This window comes from Trichococcus paludicola (genome assembly GCF_003052295.1).
Lineage (GTDB): Bacteria > Bacillota > Bacilli > Lactobacillales > Aerococcaceae > Trichococcus > Trichococcus paludicola.
Window position 1 is genome coordinate 245,632 of record NZ_QBLC01000004.1, and the last position, 21,984, is coordinate 267,615.

Annotated in this window: 22 protein-coding genes; 4 read left to right on the forward strand and 18 right to left on the reverse strand. The window is 47.6% G+C overall.

Going from position 1 to position 21,984, the window contains the following annotated elements:
* Nucleotides 1–153 precede the first annotated feature (153 nt).
* From thrS to pepA, 13 genes are all read right to left on the reverse strand, one after another.
* Nucleotides 154–2,088, reverse strand: a complete 1,935-nt coding sequence (gene thrS / locus C7R56_RS07800; protein WP_107995975.1) for a threonine--tRNA ligase — start codon at nucleotides 2,086–2,088, stop codon at nucleotides 154–156.
* Between the two features lie 427 nt (nucleotides 2,089–2,515).
* A complete protein-coding gene (dnaI, locus tag C7R56_RS07805; RefSeq protein ID WP_107995976.1) occupies nucleotides 2,516–3,442 on the reverse strand; it encodes a primosomal protein DnaI in 927 nt (308 codons plus the stop codon).
* Nucleotides 3,442–4,875 (reverse strand): replication initiation and membrane attachment family protein, encoded by a 1,434-nt coding sequence (locus tag C7R56_RS07810; RefSeq protein WP_107995977.1) that lies wholly within the window; start codon nucleotides 4,873–4,875, stop codon nucleotides 3,442–3,444. Before C7R56_RS07810 ends, dnaI begins: the two co-directional genes overlap by 1 nt.
* Nucleotides 4,875–5,417 (reverse strand): transcriptional regulator NrdR, encoded by a 543-nt coding sequence (gene nrdR / locus C7R56_RS07815; protein ID WP_107995978.1) that lies wholly within the window; start codon nucleotides 5,415–5,417, stop codon nucleotides 4,875–4,877. The genes C7R56_RS07810 and nrdR overlap by 1 nt, the downstream gene beginning before the upstream one ends.
* A gap of 95 nt (nucleotides 5,418–5,512) precedes the next feature.
* On the reverse strand, nucleotides 5,513–6,112 hold the full coding sequence (gene coaE, locus C7R56_RS07820; protein ID WP_107995979.1) for a dephospho-CoA kinase: 600 nt from the start codon (nucleotides 6,110–6,112) through the stop codon (nucleotides 5,513–5,515).
* A 6-nt stretch (nucleotides 6,113–6,118) separates the two neighbouring features.
* Nucleotides 6,119–7,003: a DNA-formamidopyrimidine glycosylase gene (mutM, locus tag C7R56_RS07825; RefSeq protein ID WP_107995980.1), complete on the reverse strand. Its 885-nt coding sequence runs from the start codon at nucleotides 7,001–7,003 to the stop codon at nucleotides 6,119–6,121.
* 37 nt (nucleotides 7,004–7,040) lie between these two features.
* Entirely contained in the window at nucleotides 7,041–9,692 is a 2,652-nt protein-coding gene (gene polA, locus C7R56_RS07830) for a DNA polymerase I (RefSeq protein WP_107995981.1), read from the reverse strand.
* 21 nt (nucleotides 9,693–9,713) lie between these two features.
* Nucleotides 9,714–10,259: a MaoC/PaaZ C-terminal domain-containing protein gene (locus C7R56_RS07835; protein ID WP_107995982.1), complete on the reverse strand. Its 546-nt coding sequence runs from the start codon at nucleotides 10,257–10,259 to the stop codon at nucleotides 9,714–9,716.
* A gap of 289 nt (nucleotides 10,260–10,548) precedes the next feature.
* The gene (gene murC / locus C7R56_RS07840; RefSeq protein ID WP_107995983.1) at nucleotides 10,549–11,880 is read right to left on the reverse strand and encodes a UDP-N-acetylmuramate--L-alanine ligase; all 1,332 of its coding nucleotides are present in this window, start codon (nucleotides 11,878–11,880) and stop codon (nucleotides 10,549–10,551) included.
* A gap of 238 nt (nucleotides 11,881–12,118) precedes the next feature.
* Nucleotides 12,119–12,814 carry a hypothetical protein gene (locus C7R56_RS07845; protein ID WP_107995984.1) on the reverse strand — a complete coding sequence of 232 codons (696 nt, stop codon included), beginning with the start codon at nucleotides 12,812–12,814 and terminating at the stop codon, nucleotides 12,119–12,121.
* Nucleotides 12,815–12,915: 101 nt separating this feature from the next.
* Nucleotides 12,916–13,530, reverse strand: coding sequence for a YtpR family tRNA-binding protein (ytpR, locus tag C7R56_RS07850; protein ID WP_107995985.1), 615 nt, complete (start codon nucleotides 13,528–13,530; stop codon nucleotides 12,916–12,918).
* A 53-nt stretch (nucleotides 13,531–13,583) separates the two neighbouring features.
* Entirely contained in the window at nucleotides 13,584–13,895 is a 312-nt protein-coding gene (locus tag C7R56_RS07855; RefSeq protein ID WP_107995986.1) for a thioredoxin family protein, read from the reverse strand.
* A gap of 14 nt (nucleotides 13,896–13,909) precedes the next feature.
* Nucleotides 13,910–14,986 carry a glutamyl aminopeptidase gene (gene pepA / locus C7R56_RS07860; protein ID WP_107995987.1) on the reverse strand — a complete coding sequence of 359 codons (1,077 nt, stop codon included), beginning with the start codon at nucleotides 14,984–14,986 and terminating at the stop codon, nucleotides 13,910–13,912.
* 254 nt (nucleotides 14,987–15,240) lie between these two features.
* On the opposite strand from pepA, the gene C7R56_RS07865 reads away from it, so the two are divergent.
* On the forward strand, nucleotides 15,241–15,591 hold the full coding sequence (locus C7R56_RS07865; RefSeq protein WP_234402606.1) for a PepSY domain-containing protein: 351 nt from the start codon (nucleotides 15,241–15,243) through the stop codon (nucleotides 15,589–15,591).
* A 58-nt stretch (nucleotides 15,592–15,649) separates the two neighbouring features.
* Here the strand turns inward: C7R56_RS07865 and trmB are convergent, their stop codons facing one another.
* The 4 genes from trmB to C7R56_RS07885 form a co-directional block, all read right to left on the reverse strand.
* On the reverse strand, nucleotides 15,650–16,315 hold the full coding sequence (gene trmB, locus C7R56_RS07870) for a tRNA (guanosine(46)-N7)-methyltransferase TrmB (protein ID WP_107995988.1): 666 nt from the start codon (nucleotides 16,313–16,315) through the stop codon (nucleotides 15,650–15,652).
* 82 nt (nucleotides 16,316–16,397) lie between these two features.
* Complete coding sequence (locus C7R56_RS07875; protein WP_107995989.1) at nucleotides 16,398–17,195, reverse strand: phosphotransferase family protein; 798 nt, start codon at nucleotides 17,193–17,195, stop codon at nucleotides 16,398–16,400.
* Nucleotides 17,196–17,443: 248 nt separating this feature from the next.
* Nucleotides 17,444–18,676 (reverse strand): ABC transporter permease, encoded by a 1,233-nt coding sequence (locus C7R56_RS07880; RefSeq protein ID WP_107995990.1) that lies wholly within the window; start codon nucleotides 18,674–18,676, stop codon nucleotides 17,444–17,446.
* Entirely contained in the window at nucleotides 18,673–19,410 is a 738-nt protein-coding gene (locus C7R56_RS07885) for an ABC transporter ATP-binding protein (protein WP_107995991.1), read from the reverse strand. The genes C7R56_RS07880 and C7R56_RS07885 overlap by 4 nt, the downstream gene beginning before the upstream one ends.
* A gap of 176 nt (nucleotides 19,411–19,586) precedes the next feature.
* Here C7R56_RS07885 and C7R56_RS07890 point away from each other — a divergent pair, with 176 nt between their 5' ends.
* Entirely contained in the window at nucleotides 19,587–20,021 is a 435-nt protein-coding gene (locus C7R56_RS07890) for an HIT family protein (RefSeq protein WP_086985493.1), read from the forward strand.
* 2 nt (nucleotides 20,022–20,023) lie between these two features.
* A complete protein-coding gene (locus C7R56_RS07895; protein WP_159072198.1) occupies nucleotides 20,024–20,416 on the forward strand; it encodes a YtxH domain-containing protein in 393 nt (130 codons plus the stop codon).
* Between the two features lie 103 nt (nucleotides 20,417–20,519).
* On the opposite strand, the gene C7R56_RS07900 is transcribed toward C7R56_RS07895, so the two are convergent.
* Nucleotides 20,520–20,936, reverse strand: a complete 417-nt coding sequence (locus tag C7R56_RS07900) for a MarR family winged helix-turn-helix transcriptional regulator (RefSeq protein ID WP_107995993.1) — start codon at nucleotides 20,934–20,936, stop codon at nucleotides 20,520–20,522.
* A gap of 172 nt (nucleotides 20,937–21,108) precedes the next feature.
* Between C7R56_RS07900 and C7R56_RS07905 the strand changes: the two genes are divergently transcribed.
* The gene (locus C7R56_RS07905; protein WP_234402607.1) at nucleotides 21,109–21,966 is read left to right on the forward strand and encodes an aldo/keto reductase; all 858 of its coding nucleotides are present in this window, start codon (nucleotides 21,109–21,111) and stop codon (nucleotides 21,964–21,966) included.
* Nucleotides 21,967–21,984: the final 18 nt, after the last annotated feature.

Below are 21,984 nucleotides of genomic sequence, written 5' to 3' on the forward strand. Positions count from 1 at the left end.
CTCATCATCCCCCATTAAGCGAATTATATAAAGACGAAGGCCCGGAACACAAACCGCCATGTTCCGGGCCTTCATCAAGCTAACAGAATCAAAGCTACATCACTGAAACTTATTGTATCATGATTTGCTCAGAAAGATGTGGATTTGATAAGATTATTTGAAGTTTTTGATTTCAGATTGAACCTCAGCCAAGAAATCATCCATGCTGAAAGTAACCATTTCTTTCGAGCCATAACGGCGGACAGTTACGGTTCCGTTCAGTAATTCCTGATCGCCGATGACCAATTGGTAAGGGATTTTTTGAGTCTGGGAAGCACGGATTTTGTAACCCATCTTCTCGTTGCGATCATCGACTTCGACGCGCATACCCAACTGTTCCATTACGGCTTTCAGTTCAAATGCTTGATCGGCATGCAGATCAAGGTTGACAGGGATGATCGTTGCTTGGACAGGAGCCAACCATACCGGGAATGCGCCTTTGTACTCTTCAATCAGATACGCTACAAAACGCTCCATTGTGGAGATGACGCCACGGTGGATGACGACCGGACGGTGGTTGTTTTCGCCGTCTTCGCCGACATAAGTCAGGTCGAAGCGCTCAGGCAACAGGAAGTCCAATTGGATAGTGGACATCGTTTCTTCCAAGCCCATCGCTGTCTTGAACTGCACATCCAATTTAGGGCCGTAAAAAGCAGCTTCGCCGATGGCTTCGTAGTATTCCAAACCGAATTCGTCCATCGCTTCTTTCAGCATCGCTTCCGCGCGGTCCCACATAGCGTCGTCATCAAAGTACTTCACTTTGTCTTCCGGATCGCGGTAGCTCAGACGGAAACGGTAATCGCTGATCTGGAAATCTGCATAAACATCCATGACCAACTGCAACACACGTTTGAACTCGTCCTTGATCTGATCCGGACGGACAAATGCGTGAGCATCATTCAGAGTCATTTCACGCACGCGCTGCAGACCTGACAATGCACCGCTCTTTTCGTAACGGTGCATCATGCCCAACTCAGCGATGCGGATCGGCAATTCGCGGTAGCTGTGGATGTCGTTCTTGTAGACCATCATGTGGTGCGGACAGTTCATCGGACGCAACACCAACATTTCGCCATCGCCCATATCCATCGGCGGGAACATATCCTCATGGTAGTGGTCCCAATGGCCGGAAGTTTTGTACAATTCCACGTTCGCCATGATCGGCGTGTAGACGTGCTGGTACCCCAGGCTCACTTCTTTGTCGACGATGTAACGCTCAAGCGTGCGACGGATCGTAGCGCCTTTAGGCAACCAGAAAGGCAAACCGGAACCGACTTCAGGGGAAATCATGAACAAGTCCAGTTCTTTGCCCAATTTGCGGTGATCGCGCTCTTTTGCTTCTTCGCGCATCTTGATGAATTCAGCCAAGGCTTTCTTGTCGAAGAAGGCTGTTCCGTAAACACGTTGCATCATTTTGTTGTTCGAGTTCCCTCTCCAATAGGCACCCGCCAACGACAACAACTTGAAGACTTGGATTTTGCCTGTTGCCGGCACGTGGACGCCTCGGCAAAGGTCCGTGAAGTCATCTTGCGTATAGACAGTGATGATATCACCTTCAGGCAATGCTGTGATCAATTCGACTTTGTATGGGTCATTTGCGAAGATTTCCAACGCTTCCGCACGACTGACTTCACGTCTGACGATCGGATAATTAGCCTTCACAATGTTCATCATTTCCGCTTCGACTTTCGACAAGTCCTCTTCGGCAAGCTGTACTTCCATATCGGTATCATAGTAGAACCCAGTTTCGATTGCTGGACCGACACCAAAATGGATTTCAGGGAACAGGCGCGTCAAGGCATGCGCCATCAAGTGGGCAGTCGAGTGACGCAGGACACCCAATCCGTCTGCGTGATCCGGTGTCACGATTTCAAGTGAACCATCCGTCTCCAATTGGCGTGTGAAGTCGACCAATTCCCCGTTGAATTTTCCGGCCAAAGCCTTTTTAGCCAGGCTGTTGCTGATGCTTTTTGCTACTTCTTCCACTGTTACGCCGGCTTCGAATACTTTTACGGCGCCATCAGGAAAAGTGATTTTGATTTCTGACATGCTGATTCCTCCAATTAATTAAGTTCTGTACCTTAGTGATACTGACAAAAAGGCAATAAAAAAAGCCCATTCCCAGCTTGTGCCGGAAATGGGACGTGTCTACGTGGTTCCACCCAAATTCAAAGAGTGCGACAGGCATCCGCTTAAGATTCTGTCTCATCCTTACTTGAACGCGATAACGAGCGTACCGTTTCCCCCTACTGTAGTTTCAGGGAATCTCTCGAAAGGGGTCAATACATGATTGATTAGGATGTTTCACCAAGCCATCCCTCGCTAAAAATCAGATCATCCATCGGTGTCTTTCTCATCGATTTGTCTTTCGTTTCATCTGTAGTCCATTTAAACACAAAAAATAGTTGTTTTCAAGTTTAAAATAAGAAAAGCTGAACGGGTTAGCTTATCCCTTCGGAAATTAGATAAATCGTGCCTATTGCTCGAAACGGCGGTTTTTCCCAGTCATCGGAATCTCGCGCGATAAGAAGCGGATCCGCTCCATCAGACGTTTCGCCTTCATCGGCTCGTCATCGCCCCGGTTGCCCATGCGCAAATGCTCCTCCAACTGTTGCATCGTAAAGTTAGAACTGAAGAATGTCGGCAAGTCTTCTTGCATGCGGTACTGGAGGATGACACCGAGCACTTCATCGCGGATCCAGGTGGAATTGGCTTCTGCTCCGATATCATCCAACATCAGAATCTCCGCTTTCTTCACGGCATCAATCTTTTCGTTGACCGTATTGCTCTGGATCGCCTGCTTCATCTCCATCGTGAAGGTCGGGTAATGCATCAGTGTCGTCAGATGGCCGCCCATCGCCAATTCATGCGCAATCGCACCCAGAAGATAGGATTTCCCTACCCCGAATGGACCATAGAAATAAAGTGCTTGGTGATGCACTTTCGGATTCCCATTGAATGAATCAATAAAATTCAACGATTCCAGAATGGCCGGCATCCGCTCGTTTGATTGGACAAACCGATCCAATGTCGCCGTGCGGACATCCTTCGGCATCGACATCGAATGGACGCGACTCCGCAATTCCTTTTCTTTTTCCCTCGCCATCGTCTCATTGGTCGGTGTATAGACGACATCAATGTAACCGGCATTCAATACAAGATTCGGCTCATAACCGGGATTCTGTGATTCTTTCCCAACACGGATCTTCTCTTTTTCCTGCACATATTCGTGCAACTTGGAATAACTTCTCTCGACGATTTCCCGCGTCAGGCGCTCTTCGTGTTTCTGGAAGAAGGCCTGGACATCGGCATCCTTCATGATTGTGTCGATCATGCCTTTGTAGCGTTGGCTGATTTCGGGATTATTCATATATTTGTATAATGCTCTTCCGATATGATCCATCACTCATCCCCTGCCTTTCCGCTACTTTTTAATTTTTTGATGCGCTCATTCAATTTTTGTTGCGCTTCCGGCGTCAGCGGTGTTTCCACAACCGATTTATGTTCCTCTTTAGCCCAATCCGGCAAGTTTTCCTTCTTGCGCGCCACCGTTTTCCCGTAATTCTTTGCGGTTGTCCGGCTGGCTGCCCGCTTCTCCGCTTTCGCTTTCATCTCGCCGGCGAATTGCTTCGCCTTCGCCAACGCTTTTTCGGGCGAATCGACACCGTCCTGCAGCCAATCGTTTGCGATGGCTTCCACATAGGCCTTGGAAAGATGCGGATTGTTGAGGATGACCAACACATAGTGCGTCAATACATTGAGCACACTCGGTTTGAAATCAGCCTTTTCCATCAGCGTACGCAGCAGTTGCGTCTCCGAAGCGGTCACGATGCCGCCTTTCTGCTTTTTGATGCTCGTCAAAAATTGATGCGGCGTCAATTGTTCGCACGCCTTGATGAACGAGATCTCTTCATTGGAAAAGCGTGCCTGAATCAATTTTTGTTCCCGGCCTTTTTCAGTATCTTTAGCCAATTGGATGCTCTGGGTGACTTTATCCTTAACTTCCAAACGGGTGCTGTGTCTCTGCTCAAAGGCATCGGATACAATTTTTTTGAGCGCTTCTCCGTCTACTTTGCCCGATTCGATATCGGCGGCCTCCAGAATGAATTGAGCCATCTGCAGTTCGTCGCAACCATACAGCGTGTAGAGGATAGTGATTGTGTGCTCCAATTCCTTTGTGATAGAATCACGCTTAACGAATTGTTTGTTCAACAGCTGCCGGAAAAAGGCGAAGTCAAACCCCTCATTCTCGATCACGGGCAGGCTTGCCGAGTTATCGCCCAACAACGAGTTGTCGTTCTGCCTCATCCGCGCTTGCTCCGTAAAGGCGCTTTCCGAGAAAGAAAAAACATCCAAAAAGGACTTGGTGATATTTTCCGCATTTTTTACGTCGCGGACTTGTCGGCTGAACCGTTGCTGCAAGTCGCGGTATTTCCGTTCGCCGACTTTTTCATACAACAGCAACCCCATCAGGTCATCACTAAAAAAAGCATGACTGGACAGCGGTTGCTGCAATTCGTATAGGTACTGCTTCTCTGGCTCGTTTACGAGAAATGTCTTCAGTAAACCGATCCCTTCCAATTTCACCCGTGCTTGATAGAACTCCTGGATCCCGCTATTCGATAAAGCCAATAATTCGGTGTGAAGCAGATCTTTGCTCCAATAGCTCTCTTGCGGAATCTCTGCAAGCAGCGTCAAATAAAGACTGAATGCTTGTGGACCGATGATGGGCTGATACAATTGCGTCAGGATTTTGCGGTCCACATCGGAAATCAAGCTTGTCTGGCTTGCTCTGAAAGGATCCTTAGGGCTTATGTTTTGCCATGGATAGCTCATTATTCATTGTCTTCCTTTCCGGGGGCTGCCTCATGGGGAGGAGCATCGGATGGTTGGATGTCTGAAGATTCAGCAGCCGTTTGTTGGGCTTTTTTCTTCTCCATGTTCTTCAATTCATCAAGGAAGGTTTTCCGGTCCGAAAATTGGCGGTAAACACTTGCGAAACGGATGTAGGCGACGTCGTCTATTTTGGATAGCTTATCCATGACGAACTCTCCGATGACGATGCTGGATACTTCATTTTCTCCAAGCGCTCGGATTTCGGCTTCCACCTCATTGACGACAGTCTCCAGTTGTTCGAGGGCGATCGGCCGTTTTTCGCAGGAGCGGATCAATCCCCGCAACAACTTTTCACGGCTGAATTCTTCGCGTGCGCCATTTTTTTTGATGACAAGCAATGGCGTTTGCTCGATCCTTTCGAATGTAGTGAAGCGGAAATGGCATTGTTCGCATTCGCGACGGCGGCGGATGGCTTTCCCGTCATCAGCCGGACGACTATCGACAACACGCGATCCGTGATAGTGACATTTTGGGCATTGCATCGGCTTTCCCCCTTTTCTTTCCTTTATTATCACTTCATTATAACATACTTGGGGCTCAAAAACCTTGAAAAGATGGTCTTTCCGGCGCCAACGCACTAGACTGAAAGACGGCCGTGCAGCCATTCGTTGACTTGTTTTTCGGTTTCTTCGATTGTCCCGGAATTGTCGATGACAAAGTCCGCCAGCTCTTTTTTCTTTTCGATCGAAAGCTGGCTTTGCATCCTCCGGGCGGCTTCCTCCGCATCCAAATGGTTGCGGCTCATTAGCCTTTGAAATTGCAGCGCTTCCGGAACGTAGACGACCATCACGGCATCGCAGCTGTCCTCATACCCGCCTTCGTACAGCAACGGGATATCCAGCACGATCAAATTGTGCCCTTCCGAAATATAACGCTCTTTTTCTGCCTGTATCCAATCATTGATGCGCTCCTTCAGTAACGCATCCAGTTCTTTACGCTTCTCCCTGTCCGAAAAGATCAGCGCTCCCAAGCGCTTGCGATCCAGTGTGCCATCCGGCAGCAGATAGGCTTCACCGAAATGTTCGATGATGTCCGCTAATCCCGGTGCACCCGGAAGAACGACAGCCCTTGCTCCCAAGTCCGCATCGACAACCGGTATGCCCGCAGACAAAAACAGCTTCGCTACAGTCGATTTCCCTGTAGCGATGCTTCCTGTAAGACCCAGTATATAACTCATGTTCTTCTACCTCGCCCCTTTGTACACAATGTCAGTGATGCCTGCTGTCTTCGAACGCGTCTTTGGCAGTTGTTGACAATGCGGGCAATAATGCGTTCCTCGCTGTGCTACCCTTATCTTTTCGATTGGATGGCCGCAGTTCGGACAAGGCTGTCCGGTCTGACCGTAAACGGCAAGAGAGACTTGGAATTTCCCGGCTTCCCCCAACGTGTTTTTGTAGGTCCGGATTGTCGACCCTCCGGCTTCCACTGATCTGCTGATCACATCAATGATGGCTTCGTGCAATCTTTTGGCTGCTGCCGGTCCGATTGTGTCGGCAGATTGCATAGGATGGATCCGGGCTTGGAAAAGTGACTCATCCGCATAGATATTTCCGACGCCGGCAACAATGTTCTGGTCGAGGATGACCGCTTTGATTGCCCGATGCGACTTGGCAAGATCTTTTTTAAATTTACTCAATTTGAAGAAATCCGCGGTTGGTTCCGGCCCCATTTTTTTGAAAGGTTCATATTCATCCCGCTTTTCGATCGGCAACAACGTGAATTTACCGAACTTGCGCACATCAAGGTACCGCAATTGGCGTCCATCGGCGAGATAAAAAATGACGTGGGTATGCTTCTTGATCGGTTCACCGGATGCGCTGACCTCATACTTCCCCTCCATCCGCAGATGGGAAATCATCGCCCAGTGGTCCAATAAGAAGATCAGGTACTTGCCGCGGCGTTCGATGGTGTGGATCTGTTCCCCCCGCAGGACCGTCTTGAAACGCTCCGTGGAAAAAGGCGGCGTGATCATCCGATCCCAAAAGACAGCTACATCTATAATGACGGCTCCTCCGACAAGGTTGATGAGCCCCTTGCGGATGGTTTCTACTTCTGGCAATTCCGGCATAAGCAAACCCCCTTTCTTTTATCGGTTTGTTCCTTGTTTATTTCGCTTCATACCAGCTGTCTCCGAAGTTACTGTCCACTTTAAGCGGCACAGCCAAGGAGACGGCATGCTCCATGATTTCCGGGACCAATTTTTCCAATACTGGAATTTCTTCTTCCGGGCACTCGAAGATCAATTCATCGTGCACCTGCAACAGCATGTTTGCTTGAAGGCCTTTTTCCTTAAGGACTTTATCCATCCGGACCATCGCCACTTTGATGATATCGGCGGCAGTGCCTTGGATCGGCGAATTGATGGCCGTCCGTTCCGCAAAGGAGCGCAGGTTGAAGTTGCGGTTATGGATATCAGGTAGGTAGCGGCGTCTGTGGAATAACGTTTCGACATAACCGTTCTCCTTCGCCTCTTTGACGATGTCCTCCATAAATTGCTTCACGCCTGGATATTTTTCGAAATAACGGTCAATGAATTCCTGAGCGGCTTTTCGGGTGATGTTCAGGTTTTGGGACAAACCATAGTCGCTGATTCCGTAAACAACCCCAAAATTGACGGCCTTCGCTTGTCGGCGCAGGTTGGCGGTGACGTCTTCCGGGTTTTCAATACCAAACACGCGCATCGCGGTCGAGGTATGGATATCCTGCCCTTCCAGGAAGGCTTCCTGCAGATGTTCATCCCCGGAAATATGCGCCAATACACGCAATTCGATCTGTGAGTAGTCGGAAGCGAACAGCTTCCAGCCTGCTTGTTGAGGAACGAAGGCTTGTCTGATTTTCCGGCCTTCCTCCATCCGGATCGGGATGTTCTGCAGGTTCGGATCGACAGAACTCAAACGGCCCGTCTGCGTCAATGTCTGTTGATAACGGGTATGGATCTTTCCGGTTTCGGGTTTGATGAATTTCAGAAGTCCTTCCACATAGGTCGATTGCAATTTTGCCAATTGTCGATAATTCAGGATATGCTCCACAATCGGCGCTTGCGCTTGCAGTTTTTCCAAGACATCGACCGCTGTCGAATAACCGGTTTTTGTCTTTTTGATGGCGGGCAAGCCCATCTTCTCGAACAGGATGACGCCCAGCTGCTTCGGTGAGTTGATGTTGAACTCTTCCCCTGCTTCGGCATAAATGGTTTTTTCGATTTCAAGCAAACGGCCGGCAAATTCCTCTTTCATGGTCAACAGACGCTGCGGTTCCACTTTGATCCCTTGGATTTCCATGTGCGCCAATACAAATGACAACGGCAGTTCCATTTCGTAATACAGATCTTTTTGCACATTGCTTTCCAGCTCCAGGTTCAATTGGGCAAACAGCGCTTGGATCGCTTTCACTTTGCGCGCCAAATGATCGTGAAGCACGGCGTCTTCGGGAACGGCCGTTTTAGCGCCTTTTCCGTAAATGGCCTCATCAAAGGAGACATCGTTGTAGCCATATTCCTGAGCGACCTGGGCAAGGTCTTTGCTGTTGTCCTTCGCATTCAGGATGTAGGAAGCCAACAGGATGTCAAAATCGATGCCAGCCAGCGCGATGCCGGCATAGTGCAGCATGACCATCGTCCTTTTGCCGTCGTACACGATTTTATTGGCTTCGGCATTTTCAGCCCATTCCTTGAAGGCCGGACTTGCTTTCACTATTTCCAATGAAGCTGTATAAATCTTTTCATCCGTACCCCAGCTGACCGCGAGGATCTTCCCATCGTGGTAGTTGTCTTCAAGCATCTCCACATACAGTGCCATCCGCTCCGCAAAATGCTCGGGACGGATTTCGTTCAGGACTTCGAAATGGATGTCCTCAAAAGATTCCGAGCGGTCTTCCGAAGCCACACCCAGTCTGTCCAAGAAGCCATTGAAATCCATTTCGCGATAGAAATCGGTCAATTTGTCGATCTGTTTGCCTTCAACCGCAAGGTCATCGAGCTTCAATGTCACCGGCGAGTCCAGATCGATCGTAGCCAACGTTCTGCTCATGAATGCATTTTCTTTGTCATTGATGAGATTCTCTTTCATCTTGCTTTTCTTCAGTTCATCGACATGCTCGTAAAGGTTTTCGATGGAGCCATATTCGATAAGGAGCTTCAAAGCAGTCTTTTCGCCGACTTTGGTGACGCCCGGATAATTATCCGAAGAGTCCCCCATCAGACCTTTCATGTCGATGATCTGTTTCGGTTCGATGCCGTATTCTTCACGGATGACTTCCGGGGTGTAGGATTTCAATTCCGACACGCCTTTCACGGTGATGTCGACCCGGATATTATCTGTCGTCAGTTGGATCATATCTTTATCGCCTGAAATGATGACGACATCATAGCCGGCCTGATCGGCCATCCGCGAGTAGGTTCCGATGATGTCATCGGCTTCATAATTGACCAATTCATAGGTCTTGCCTCCGAAAGCATGGACCAATACGCCGAAATAAGGCCATTGTTCGGACAACTCAGACGGCATGCTGGCACGCCCGCCTTTGTAATCATCATAAAGGGCATTACGGAAAGTCGTTTTCCCTGAATCGAATGCCACCAACAGATGCGTAGGCTCTTCTGTCTGGAAGATGCGTTCCAATATATTATTGAAGGCGTAGAGCGCGTTCGTATGCAATCCGTTCTTGTTGCGGAACCCATCCAGATTCGGCAATCCGAAAAAGGATCTGAAAGCCACACTGCTGCCATCCACCAATAGTAATTTTTTCTTTTTATCAGTCATTTGGTTACATCCTAACTCTGCTTATTCTGAATCGTCTTCTGTCATGGATACGGAATCCGCTCCCGAATCGACAGCTTCCTGGACTTCAGTTCGCTCGTTCATGATCACGTTCTCTTGCTCATCAAAAATCAACTTGCGAGGCGTCTCTACAATCAATTCAGCATCCAATACACGTTCGTTTTCCATATTCGTTCCGACCACACTGATCGTCACTTGTTCACGGCGTTCATCCACGCGTTCCACTTCAAAATTGAACGTGATCGTGCTGTTGTGGTATATCGGTTCAATCACATTCAAAGAAACGTCCACAATATGTGAACCAGGACCCGGCAAATGTTTGGAAACGTTGCTCGTCAAAATCCCCACCAACAAAACGGTTGGCACAATCGGTTTATGGAACCGAGTCGTCTGCGAATAATCATGTTGAATATAGAGCGGGTTCCCATCATTCGTCAACCCAAGATACAGCAAAATATCTTTGTCTTCGATGATTTCTGTGACAGTCAACGAATCCCCCTCTTGAATTTCATCAATCGATTTCCCAAGCTTTATATCTTTCAGACCCATTTTCACTTTTCCTTTCTTTGAACACATATATGTCTATCATATCAAAAACGCCGTTCCGATAAAAGCCGTTTAGCTGTTTGAAACCATTTAATGCAAAAAGCGATCCAAGCCGTTCCCTTGTTTGCATCAAAAAAGCCCAGGAAGCAATCCCTGGACTAATAGTGTGTGATGAATCCTGAACAGCGTTAGGCACTCAAACGTCACAGTGCGACGTTTGAGGTCTTTGGCCTTCTAAGTACTGAGACCGTTGATGCACTTTTTACTAAGGATTCAGAACCGTTCTACTGTATTAATTTGTTGTCGGTATGCTGTGACTCAACAGTTCTTCATAAGCCAGTTCAAATTTCTGAACATCCCCAGCACCCATGAAAATGGCGACTGCATCATGGAACTGCAGCAACGGGGACATGTTGTTGACGTTCAATACCGTTGCGCCTTTTTCGATTTTATCGGCCAAATCGCCGATTGAAACCTGTCCGTTCTTTTCGCGGGCAGATCCGAAAATATCGCAAAGGAAGACCTGATCAGCCAATTCCAACGACTCAGCGAACTCACTAAGCAGAGCAACCGTACGCGTGAAGGTATGCGGTTGGAAAATCGCAATGATTTCTTTCGTAGGGTATTTCTGTCTGGCCGCATCGAGGGTGGCACGGATTTCGGATGGATGATGGGCATAATCATCAATGACGACCATATCCGAAATGTATTTCTCGCTGAAGCGACGTTTTACGCCTGAGAAAGTCTTCAGCTGCGCAGCGACCTTGTCATTATCCAAGCCTTCCAACCAGCAGAATGTGATGATAGCCAATGAGTTAAGGATGTTATGCGTGCCGAATGACGGGATTTCAAAATGACCATACATTGCGCCATTAATCTCCACATCGAACTGACTGCCGGTTGTGTCCTTCGTGACATTTTTGGCGACAACATCATTGTCTTCACCAAAGCCATAAAATGTGACCGGATATTTGCCTTTCAATTCACGGACATAAGCATCTTCGCCGCAAGCGATGACACCTTTTTTCACTTGGGAAGCAAATGAATCAAAAGCGCTGTAAACATCATTGATGTCTTTGTAGTAATCCGGGTGATCGAAATCGATGTTCGTGATGATGGCATAGTCCGGTGAATAAGCCAAGAAATGACGTCTGTATTCGCAAGCTTCCAATACGAAATACTTCGCATCTTCCCGACCGAAACCAGTGCCATCGCCGATCAGATAGCTTGTCGGCGCAATCCCGTCCAACACATGGGACAACAAACCGGTCGTGCTCGTCTTGCCATGTGAACCGGTAATGGCGACACTTGTATAGTTCTTGATCAAGTCGCCTATGAAATCATGGTAGCGGATGACCGTCAATCCGAGTTCTTTCGCTTTCGCAATTTCCTCATGGGAGTCAGGAAAAGCATTCCCTGCGATGACAGTCAAACCCGGTGCGATGTTTGCTTCGCTGAATGGCATGATTGTGATGCCAGCATCATCCAAACCTTTTTGTGTAAAGAAATAAGTTTCGACATCCGATCCTTGGACGCGATAGCCTTTCCCATGTAGGATCAATGCCAACGCACTCATCCCAGAACCTTTGATGCCGACAAAATGATAAATCGTTTCCGTTTCCATAATTACCTCCAAGTGAATAAGAAAGGTTAGTCTTTCGGCTACCTTCTGATGTTTGTGTCTCAAAACAGTCGTTTAGGACCCGATGACTTGCTGTCCATTTATTGAATCGGAACCAGTATAGCACGCACAGATTAAGAAAATACTTAAAATTATTTAAAATTTGAGGTCAAACATGTCAATAATTTCATTGCATCATTCTCCGCAGCCCACAAATCAGCCTAATGTTACGATGCGATGACTAAAAATAAGAGTGGTTTACAGAATCGGCAGGCTCCTGAACGAATTTTCCGGCCACCTCATAAGAGCGTTCTTGCTCCATGATGCCCAACAGCGAGCGGTTCATTGCCCGTTTGGATTTGCCTTCCAACGGTTGCAACTCACTTCTTTCCTCGCTGTCTTCCTCCAGAGCCACATCGTCTTCAACAGGCGACCCAAGTTCGAAAATAAGCAGTTCTGAGCTGTTTTTCTTCAATAATGCTGCAATCTCGCGATAATCGATTTTCTTTTCTTTCAGGTTTTCCCAGCCTTTCAAAGGTTCCGGTACTTCTGTCAGTTGGAAAGGTCTTCTGCTTTTATAAGAAGCGAAAGGGTGCATTCCCAATTCCGTGCGGCGTTCCTTCTGCTTTTCGTCCTTCAGTCTTTTTTTCTCGACCGCAAAAACATCTTCAGCAGGCTTCACAGCTTGATCCCTGAAGGATACAAAAGCCTCCTTGTTGTGGCGGATATACGGGACCGTGTCCATCGGATGCAGCAAATCTTGCGAAATATAGGAGGACGGTTGTGCAGAATCGCCTTTTTCTTCCAGGATACCATGCCCTTCGTCCTCTTTTTTCAGGTAATTCGGAAAATCATACTTATTTGTTGCAGGATGACTTCCTTCCACCCCTGAACGATGGTCATGCCGAAAAAAACTTGGTCCATCATAGCGACTCATCCAGTCAACTCCTCTCTTATTTTGCTTCCGGCAATGCTATGCCCGGTCTCAATGGAATTCCTTTATTATAGTACTTCTTTTTCAGTAAAAATTCTATAGCGTTATTTGGAAAACGCTGCGCCTATTGCATAGCTGTCATCCAAGACGAGGATGCCTTTTTTAGGGCTTGCGTTTTCCAGTTGCAATTCTTTGGCTGAACATATCATGCCATGGCTGGCTACGCCGCGCAATTCACCCGGCCAGATGATCAAACCGCTAGGCATGACAGCGCCCGGTTTGGCTACGACGACGCGTTGCCCTTTTTTGATGTTGGCTGCACCACAGACGATCTGCAGTACTTCACCGTTGTCCACTTCCGTTTGCGTAACGGACAGATGGTCGGAGTCTTCATGCGGCACGCATTCCTTGACGTAGCCCACAACAAATTTAGGCGAGCGATCGACAACGACAGCGTCATTGAAGCCCGCAGCTTGGATCAAAGCATTCACTTTTGCCACTTCTTCATCGGATAACAGCACTTGTCCGTTTGCATCCAACGTAAGCGTCTCTGAAATCGAGAACAGATTGTAGCCCATCGTTTCATTTGTACGGTTGTTGAAAATGCGCGTCACATTCCCTTTTGATTCGCAGGATTGTTCCTGGCGGACAGCGATATCCCCTTTCGTCAACATTAATGTATCCCCGACTGCTTCACGATTATAAAAACTTAACCACATTTTGTATTTGCTCCTTTATGCTTCTTCATTTATTTTTCCCAAACGAAATAGTATCACAATTGTTCCAAAAAGGCTTCAATCTCTTTTTGCGTCTTCCGGTTGCGGGAAACGAAACGTCCCAGAAGTTCTCCTTTATCATAGGCGACAAAGCTCGGGATTCCGGAAATTTGCAAAACTTCCCCCAGCGAACTGAAATCATCGCGGTCTATTTCTACGAAACGAAAATCCGCGAACTTGCTTTCCACCTCGGGCATGAATGGGCGGATGTAATGGCAATCCGGGCACCAGCCGGTCATGAAGACGAATACCGTTTTCCCCGAATCGCGCAGTTCTTTGAATTGATCCAAATCTTTCAGTTTATCCATAATCCCATTCCTCCTTAGTTCATGTCCAAGATGGTTTCATAAGTGCTCTTGTCCAGTGTTTTGATGACTTGCGCGACCATTTCCTTAGCCGCAGCGTAATCATCGATGTGGAACATCGTCTGATGCGTGTGGATGTAGCGGGCGCAGACGCCGATGACTGCGCTCGGCACCCCGTCGTTCATGACATGGGCGGCACCCGCATCCGTTCCGCCTTTGGAAACGAAATACTGATAAGGGATATCGTGCGTTTCCGCCGTATCCAACAAAAATTCGCGCATCCCTTTCAAGGTGATCATGCCTGGATCCTGGATCCGCAAAAGGAAACCTTCCCCCAGATGGCCGAACGTATCCTTGGTCGTCGTCAGATCGTCCGCAGCCGAGCAGTCCACCGCGAAGAACAGATCCGGCTTGAACTTGTGCACGGCCCCTTTTGTCCCCCGCAGTCCGACTTCTTCCTGGACGTTGGCGCCGGCGATCAGTGTGTTCGGCAACTTTTCATTTTTCAATGCTTCCAGCGTTTCCAGAACGACCGTGTTCCCGTAGCGGTTGTCCCACGCTTTTGAAATGATCTTCTTCTTGTTGGCGGTCCAGATCGTTTCGACTTGGGGAACGATTGTATCTCCTGGACGGACCCCGAATGCTAGCGCCTCTTCTTTCGTATCGAAACCGGCGTCGAATAGGATATCCGTCACTTTGACTTTTGGGGCTTCACTTGCTCCCCGCAACAAGTGCGGCGGAACAGAAGAAGAGATCACAGGAATATCGCCTATGGACGTCTGCAGCGTATAGCGCTGTGCCGAAACGACATAGGCATTCCACCCTCCCAGCGGAACGACCCGGAACAGCCCGCGATCCGTGATGCCGGCTATCATAAAGCCCACTTCATCCATGTGCGCCGCCACCATGATGCGCGGTGCTGTTTTATCTTCATGCTCCCTGATTCCGAAAATACCGCCCAAGCCATCCGTTTCGATGCGATCCACCAGTGGCGCCATTCTCTCCTGCATATAGTTGCGGATATTGCGTTCGTTACCGCTTGTCCCTTGCAATTCCGTCAATTCTTTGATCATAGCAAATGTTTTATCTTCCATATTTGAATGGAGCAGGACACATCTTTAACCTTATGCCGCTCCCGGTCCCCCTTCATTGTCTGACTATCCTATCTATTATAGCGCAGCATCGTTGTCATAGCAACGATTCCATTCGTTCCGAAGCATTACCCCGACCAGGAAACGTTTCCTTTAAAGAGCCTGAAGCATGTGACATTTCCCTATTAATTTTTTCGTTTTATTGCTATACTGAGGGGAGAAAAAAGAAAGCGCATCACTTTGAGGAGGAACATAGGATGAACTTTTTAGAAAAATGCATGTGCAAAAAACACAAAGAAGAAATTTTGGGTGGTATTTTATTCGGAGCCGGACTCGTACTTGGCTCAGTCGTGACAGCCCTTTGCTATGAACAGAAACGGACCATAAACGGCGACAAAATCTTGGAAAACGTCAAAAAGATGTTCTTGGCTGAAGCTCCAATAGAGGGCTCATGGATTGAACTGCACCCTGTCCCGCTCAGTCGTTATTCTTCAAAAACGGATGTATATTACGGCGGAATCTCCCGTAAAGAAGAAGGCGTGTTGGTGCAATATGAATTCATCGCCGATGCTTATACAGGAACTATTTTGGATCTGTATAAATTGTAAAAAATCATAAAAAGCGAAGGGCCAAAGCAATTGCTTTGGTCCTTCGCCTTTTTTGGTTCTATTTTTCTGAATCAGCCGTTGTTTTTTTCGGGAATGCTGCTTCGACACGGTAGATGCGGTCTCCTCTTGAAGAGAACTTCGCTTCGTATTCCGTCATGATGTTTCCTTCATAATCGCTCTTGTGCAGATCCAACCACACTTGCTTCAAAGTCATTCCGTATTGCGAGAAGCTCGCCAACGAATATTCGAATAAGCCTTGGTTATCCGTTTTGAAATGGATTTCCCCGCCGGATACTAGGATTTGCTCATAGTTCCGCAGGAAGTTTTTGTAGGTCAAGCGGCGTTTGTCGTGTTTGGACTTTGGCCACGGATCGGAAAAGTTCAGATAGACGCGATCCACTTCGCCTTCCGCAAAGAAATCCGCTACATTCTCTCCGTCCGTATTCAGCAACTGGACATTTTTCAAACCTGATTCGATCATCTTATCAAGCGTCATGACCGCCACGCTCGTCTGGCGTTCGATCCCGATATAATTCACTTCCGGATGCATGCGTGCCATCTCGACGATGAACTGGCCCTTGCCGGAGCCAATTTCCACGTGGATCGGTTGCTCGTTGCCGAAGCGTTCCTGCCATTTCCCTTTCCAATCCGCTAGTTCCATCACTACATATTGGGTACTCTCAGCCAATTTTTCGGCAGCCCAAGGTTTATTTCTTACGCGCATAATTCTCCTCTTTCTTATCTGTCTTATCTGTTTTTTTTCGAAAAAAGAAATCCTTTCCGTTCGTGTAAACACGAAGAGGATTTCATAAGTAACTGTTTAGGCGATTCTGATACAGCTGTTTCAGCAACAGAATCAGTTGATTCATTTCCACATTGCGTTCCTGCGAATGACTCTTTTTGATCATGCAGAGGCACACCATCATGCTGTACCACTCCAATCGGCGTTCCATATTGTCATTCATCTGCAAGCCGTACTGCTCCAACCATACTCCCCATTCTTCATAGGGAACATATTGTACCAACAAGGTACTGATGTCCGAGAACGGATCGGCAATTTTGACCATTTCCCAATCCACCAGGTACAAGCGGTCTTCCTCATCCAACAGGAAATTTTTCCGATTCACGTCTCCGTGGCAGACCGTCTTTTGCGAGTCATCAATGCTGGCGATGCTGTTTTTCACATATTCAGTCGCCTGTTGCAGGACCGAATTGGATTTCAGATCATCCGGCAGATCCGCAACATACAAGTTGTAGAAATTGATTGGATTGAAGATTTCCCCTTTTACCTTCTGAAGCATCTTCAGGAGATTTTCGGAATGATGGATGCGATGCAGGATGTCACGCACGGTCTCCCCTTTCATCTCATTCGGATTCAATTCCCTGCCGTTGAGCCATTCTTGAGCTGTCAGGATATCCCCATTGCCGACCCGTTTGGTCCAAATCAATCGCGGTGTGATCCCCTCAACGGAAAGCGCAGCTAAGAAAGGTGAAGAGTTTCTTTTCAAAAAAACTCTTTCCTCGGCTCTAGTGCCCATATAAGCTTGTCCTGTGTCTCCTCCGATGGGATGTAGCCGCCACCCTGAGTCCATTTTATAATCCATCGAGCTCATTCCTTACTCTAATCTCTAGTTTTTCTATGCCTATGAAAAGAAGGAGCCGGGACGAAAGCCCCAGCTATCTTATTCTGCTCTTCTGTTCATACGCTACATGTTCATTAGGCGATGCTGATTGTTCTGCGCTGAGAGCGCCACGACCATCACTCGCTTACATTATCATTTTAGATTTCTTTACATATTCAGTCAAGAATATTCCATGGGGGTTCGGAACTGAACCGATTTTAACCCGTGCATCAGTAATTTGCCGCTTCTCTTTTTTCCGTACGACCACCCATGTAAAATCGGCTGAACGTCCAGACGAAGCCGGCGTTTAAGGCCACTGCAGCCAATCCCGTTTGCCAACTGTTGTTGATAAAGATGATTACCGCAAAAAGGAATCCTTCCACTCCCAAAAGGTAACCCAACAAACGCTTGAAGCCGGCAAATTTATCTGCATGCTGCGTCGGATAGAGCCGGTAAAGCATATTTTCATTGAAATGAAAATACAGCGGCAACAGCTGGAATCCCGTCAAATAAAGGAACAGCAGACTGAGGCCTAATGAAAAGCCGGCTGACGGCGTGAACAAAAGCAACAACATCCCGATGGCCGACAAGCGGAAAAACAAACCGCTGTAATCCGTTCCGCGTAAAAATGCCCGCGCGTACAAATACTGATAGGAATTGCCTTTGCCTTCAATCCGACGCAGCAAGCCGTCGAAATATTTCCTTCTTTTTGCTTTGCTCTTCACTTGCGGAACATCCGTAAACAGATTGATGACTCTATTTATGCGAGCCTTTCGTTGTTCCTCCGAGGCGATCATCTGCTCCCATTGATAGAGAGGATAGCGCGCCTCATACGCCACTTGTACTTTTTTACGCAGAAACATAGTATACAGAATTACAAGTATCGGTGCAACCCATGGATGAAAAAATATCGCGACGCTGAAAGATAAAATCGCCGCGCAAGCCAAGTAGAGATTATTTTTCTGGCGAACTTTCCTGTCTCCTATCTTCAGGCCGAGTTCCAGCAGATCCAAATGGATAATTTTCAACAGAATCAAGGTTGCATAGATCGGCAGCAAATCACTTGCCCCGATTGTTCTCCCGGCAAAAAGCATCGGCATCGCCGCGGCTGCCAAAAAGAACAACAGAATCACCGGAAGAATCAGGCTGTATTTCTTAGCTTTGCCGAAATAGCTTCCCCATTCCTTTTCCTTAGCCAAAAGGAACACTTGATCGGCCGGCTCCAAAAAGGTCGCCAGCTTCCCGATAAAGATGCTACCGGAAAAAATAGCCACTATCAGAAGCTTTCCCCATAGGAAGTCCGGCGACACGGTTTTCACGAATTCGGAATATTGGTAAGCCAAAGCTCCCAGCAGAAAGAGGAGCACGAGGACAAAATGATCATTGAAGATATATTTGCTGTAGCGACTGAATTTTTTCAAGTGCAGTTGCTGTCTTCTTTTCCAGATACTGTCCAGATTCATGGTTGCGCCACTTCTTTCGTCAAACTGATGTAAAGCTCATCGAGACTCGCTCCCGGCATACCCATTTCCCGCTGCAGATCTGCCATCGTGCCCGTCACTTTGACCTCACCGTGGTGAAGCAGGACGAAATTGTCACATTCTTTTTCGGCAGAAGCCAGCACATGTGTGGACATCAAAATAGCTGCACCTTGCGCTTTTTTCTCCCTGACCATCTCCAGGAACGAATGGATGCCAAGCGGATCCAGACCCAGGAATGGTTCATCGATAACATATACCGGCACATCCAACATGAATGCACAGACGATCATCACTTTTTGTTTCATGCCTTTTGAAAAATAAGCCGGAAACCAGTCCAGCTTGTCCTCCAGCCGGAAATCCCGAATGTAGCGCATGGCCTTTTCCATCGCGACTGCTTCCGTGATTCCGTAGGCCATCGCCGTGATTTCCAAATGTTCCCTTAAAGTGAGCTCTTCATAGAGCACCGGCGTCTCGGGAATAAAGGCGAAGGACTGGCGATAACGCTCCGTGTCCTCGCGCAACGTCCGGTCATCGATCGCAATCTTTCCGCTGAAAGGCATCATCAGACCGATAATGTGTTTGATGGTCGTGCTCTTGCCTGCTCCGTTCAACCCGATCAATCCAGTCAATTCACCGGATTTGACCTCAAAATTTATATTTTTTATGACAGGCAATTGCGTATAGCCGCCTGTGACATTCTCCAATAATAGTGACATTTAACCGTCCCTTTCGCATGCGTTTGTGCCTTATATTATAGCACAGCCTTGCCCCATCCCAAATATCTTGCTGACTGAAGCGTCAATTCGACCCCAGGATATCAAATAAAACGCAAATATGATAAAGTTAGGATATAGAGAAAAGTAGATTATGGACAGAAAGAGGTCAGGTATACATGACAGATTGTATTTTTTGCAAAATCGCGAACCACGAAATCCCGAGCAGCATTGTTTATGAAGATGATGTTGTCATTGCGTTCCTGGATTTATCACAAGTGACAAAGGGACATACGCTGCTGGTACCCAAGAAGCATGTCGCTGATATTTTTGAATATGATGAAGAATTGGCGAAAGAAGTCTTTTCGCGCATCCCTAAAATCGCGCGCGCAATCGAACGTTCCAGCGATGACATTTTGGGACTGAATATCCTGAACAATAACCGTTCCATAGCCTATCAGTCTGTTTTCCATTCGCATATCCACTTCTTGCCACGTTACGAAGATTCGGATTCGGATGGCTTCGGTTTGAAATGGAAGACGCACGAAGGAAAGTATTCGCAGGAAGAATTGGCAAAAGTAGTTGCATCCATCAAAGAGAGTCTGGAGGAATAAATATGCGTTCATTTATGGAAGGATTATTATTCGGTTCGGTAGTCGGGGGTCTGTTGGGATTGCTGAATACACCCCGCAGCGGAAAAGATAATCGCGAGAAAGCGAAAGCTTACCTTGAGGACAATACGCTTGCGGTCGAGGACCTCAACGAAAGCCTCCAAGGTTTGCGCAACGCCATCCAATCATTGACCAACGAAGGTTTGGCTTCCGTCACAGCAGTCACTGAGGACATGACAAAATCTGTTGAAAAATTCACTCAGCAAGCTCAACCCAGAATCAACCGCATCAACGATAAGCTCGCCGTGTTGACTGAAGATATGGAAAAAGTCGCTGCGAGCATGGAATCACAAATGCCTGCACCTACAGATGCGCCTACAGATGCGCCAACTTCATAACGGAAATAAAAATACGACGCTCCAAATGCAAACCGGACAACCGGTCATTTGGAGCGTCGTATTTTTCTGCGTATAAAACCTTTTGAGTACACTCAAGAACCCGCTACTCGTTCTTGTTGTCAGCCTGCTTAATAAATTTCTGTATCGGCATTTCTGCGAAAGACTCCCTGAGCACCTGTTCCACTGTTGCAGCCGCTGCATCCAGTTTTGCCACACCAGTTTTCGTTAATGACGTATAGATGATGCGCCGATCCTGCTCGCAGACATTCCGTTCCAACGCTCCGCACCCCTTCGCCTCGAACTTGCTGACCAATCTCGATACTGCGCTTTGGCTCAAGCCGACCTTTTCCTCCAGATCCTGGAGCTTCAGTTTTTGATCCGGCTCCTGTGATAAGAAATATAGGACATAGAACTCTTTCAGAGAAAGGTTATGGTTCGTCTGCAAACTTTTTTCCAAGGCACTCTCGACTTTCAGATGAAAATTATTGATCTCCAGCCATTGGCAAAACGCAGAACTCATTTCACACTTCACAATGATCCCCCATTCCTTTCTTTTTATCAGCTTATGATACCAAAAATTGGCATTTTGAGCAATCCACCGCGACTGGGTGCAGATGATTTGCTTGCTGAATTCGGCTATGTTACCCTAAAAGCATGCGCACGCATATATATTTCAGATGGGAGTGTTCGATTTGGAAAACGAAATCAATAATATCACATTCAGCAACGGCGTAACCATCCCGCAGCTGGGCCTGGGCGTCTTCAAGATGAAGGACGAAAAGGAATTGATGGAAGCGATCCGCGTTGCTTTGGAGGTGGGTTACCGTCATTTCGACACCGCGATGATTTACGAAAATGAGGCTACTTTAGGCCGGGCTTTGAAAGCAAGCAGCATCCCAAGGGAAGTGCTTTTCTTGACCTCAAAAGTTTGGAATTATGACCACGGCTACGAGGAAACCAAAGCGGCTTTCCAAGCCAGTCTGGACCGATTGGGCACGGATTATCTTGATCTTTACCTGATTCATTGGGCTTCCGCTAACTACATCGAGACTTGGAAAGCGATGGAAGAATTGTACACGGCAGGCAAAATCAAAGCCATTGGTGTCTCCAATTTCCAGATCCATCACCTCGAGGATCTGATGGCGCACACGGAAATCATCCCAATGATCAATCAGATCGAAACGCACCCTGCCTTTCCGCAGGATGAACTGCGGGCTTTCATGGCGCAACACGCAATCATCCATGAAGCTTGGGGTCCGCTTGGGCAAGGCAAAAATGACCTATTGACGCAACCGGTGCTCCTGGAGCTGGCAGAGAAGTACGGCAAGACAGCTGCCCAGATTGTTTTGCGGTGGCATATCGAACGCGGCATTGTCGTCATTCCGAAGTCTGTCACACCGAGCCGTATCCGAGAAAACCGCGATATCTTCGATTTCAGCCTCTCCACAGTGGATATGGACAAGATCGCGACCCTCAACACCGGCGCAAGATACTCCGGGCATCCCGATGACCAGGAATTCCTGACCAGAACCTCAATCCGTCCGAGTTAAAAAAACAATCCAAAAAAG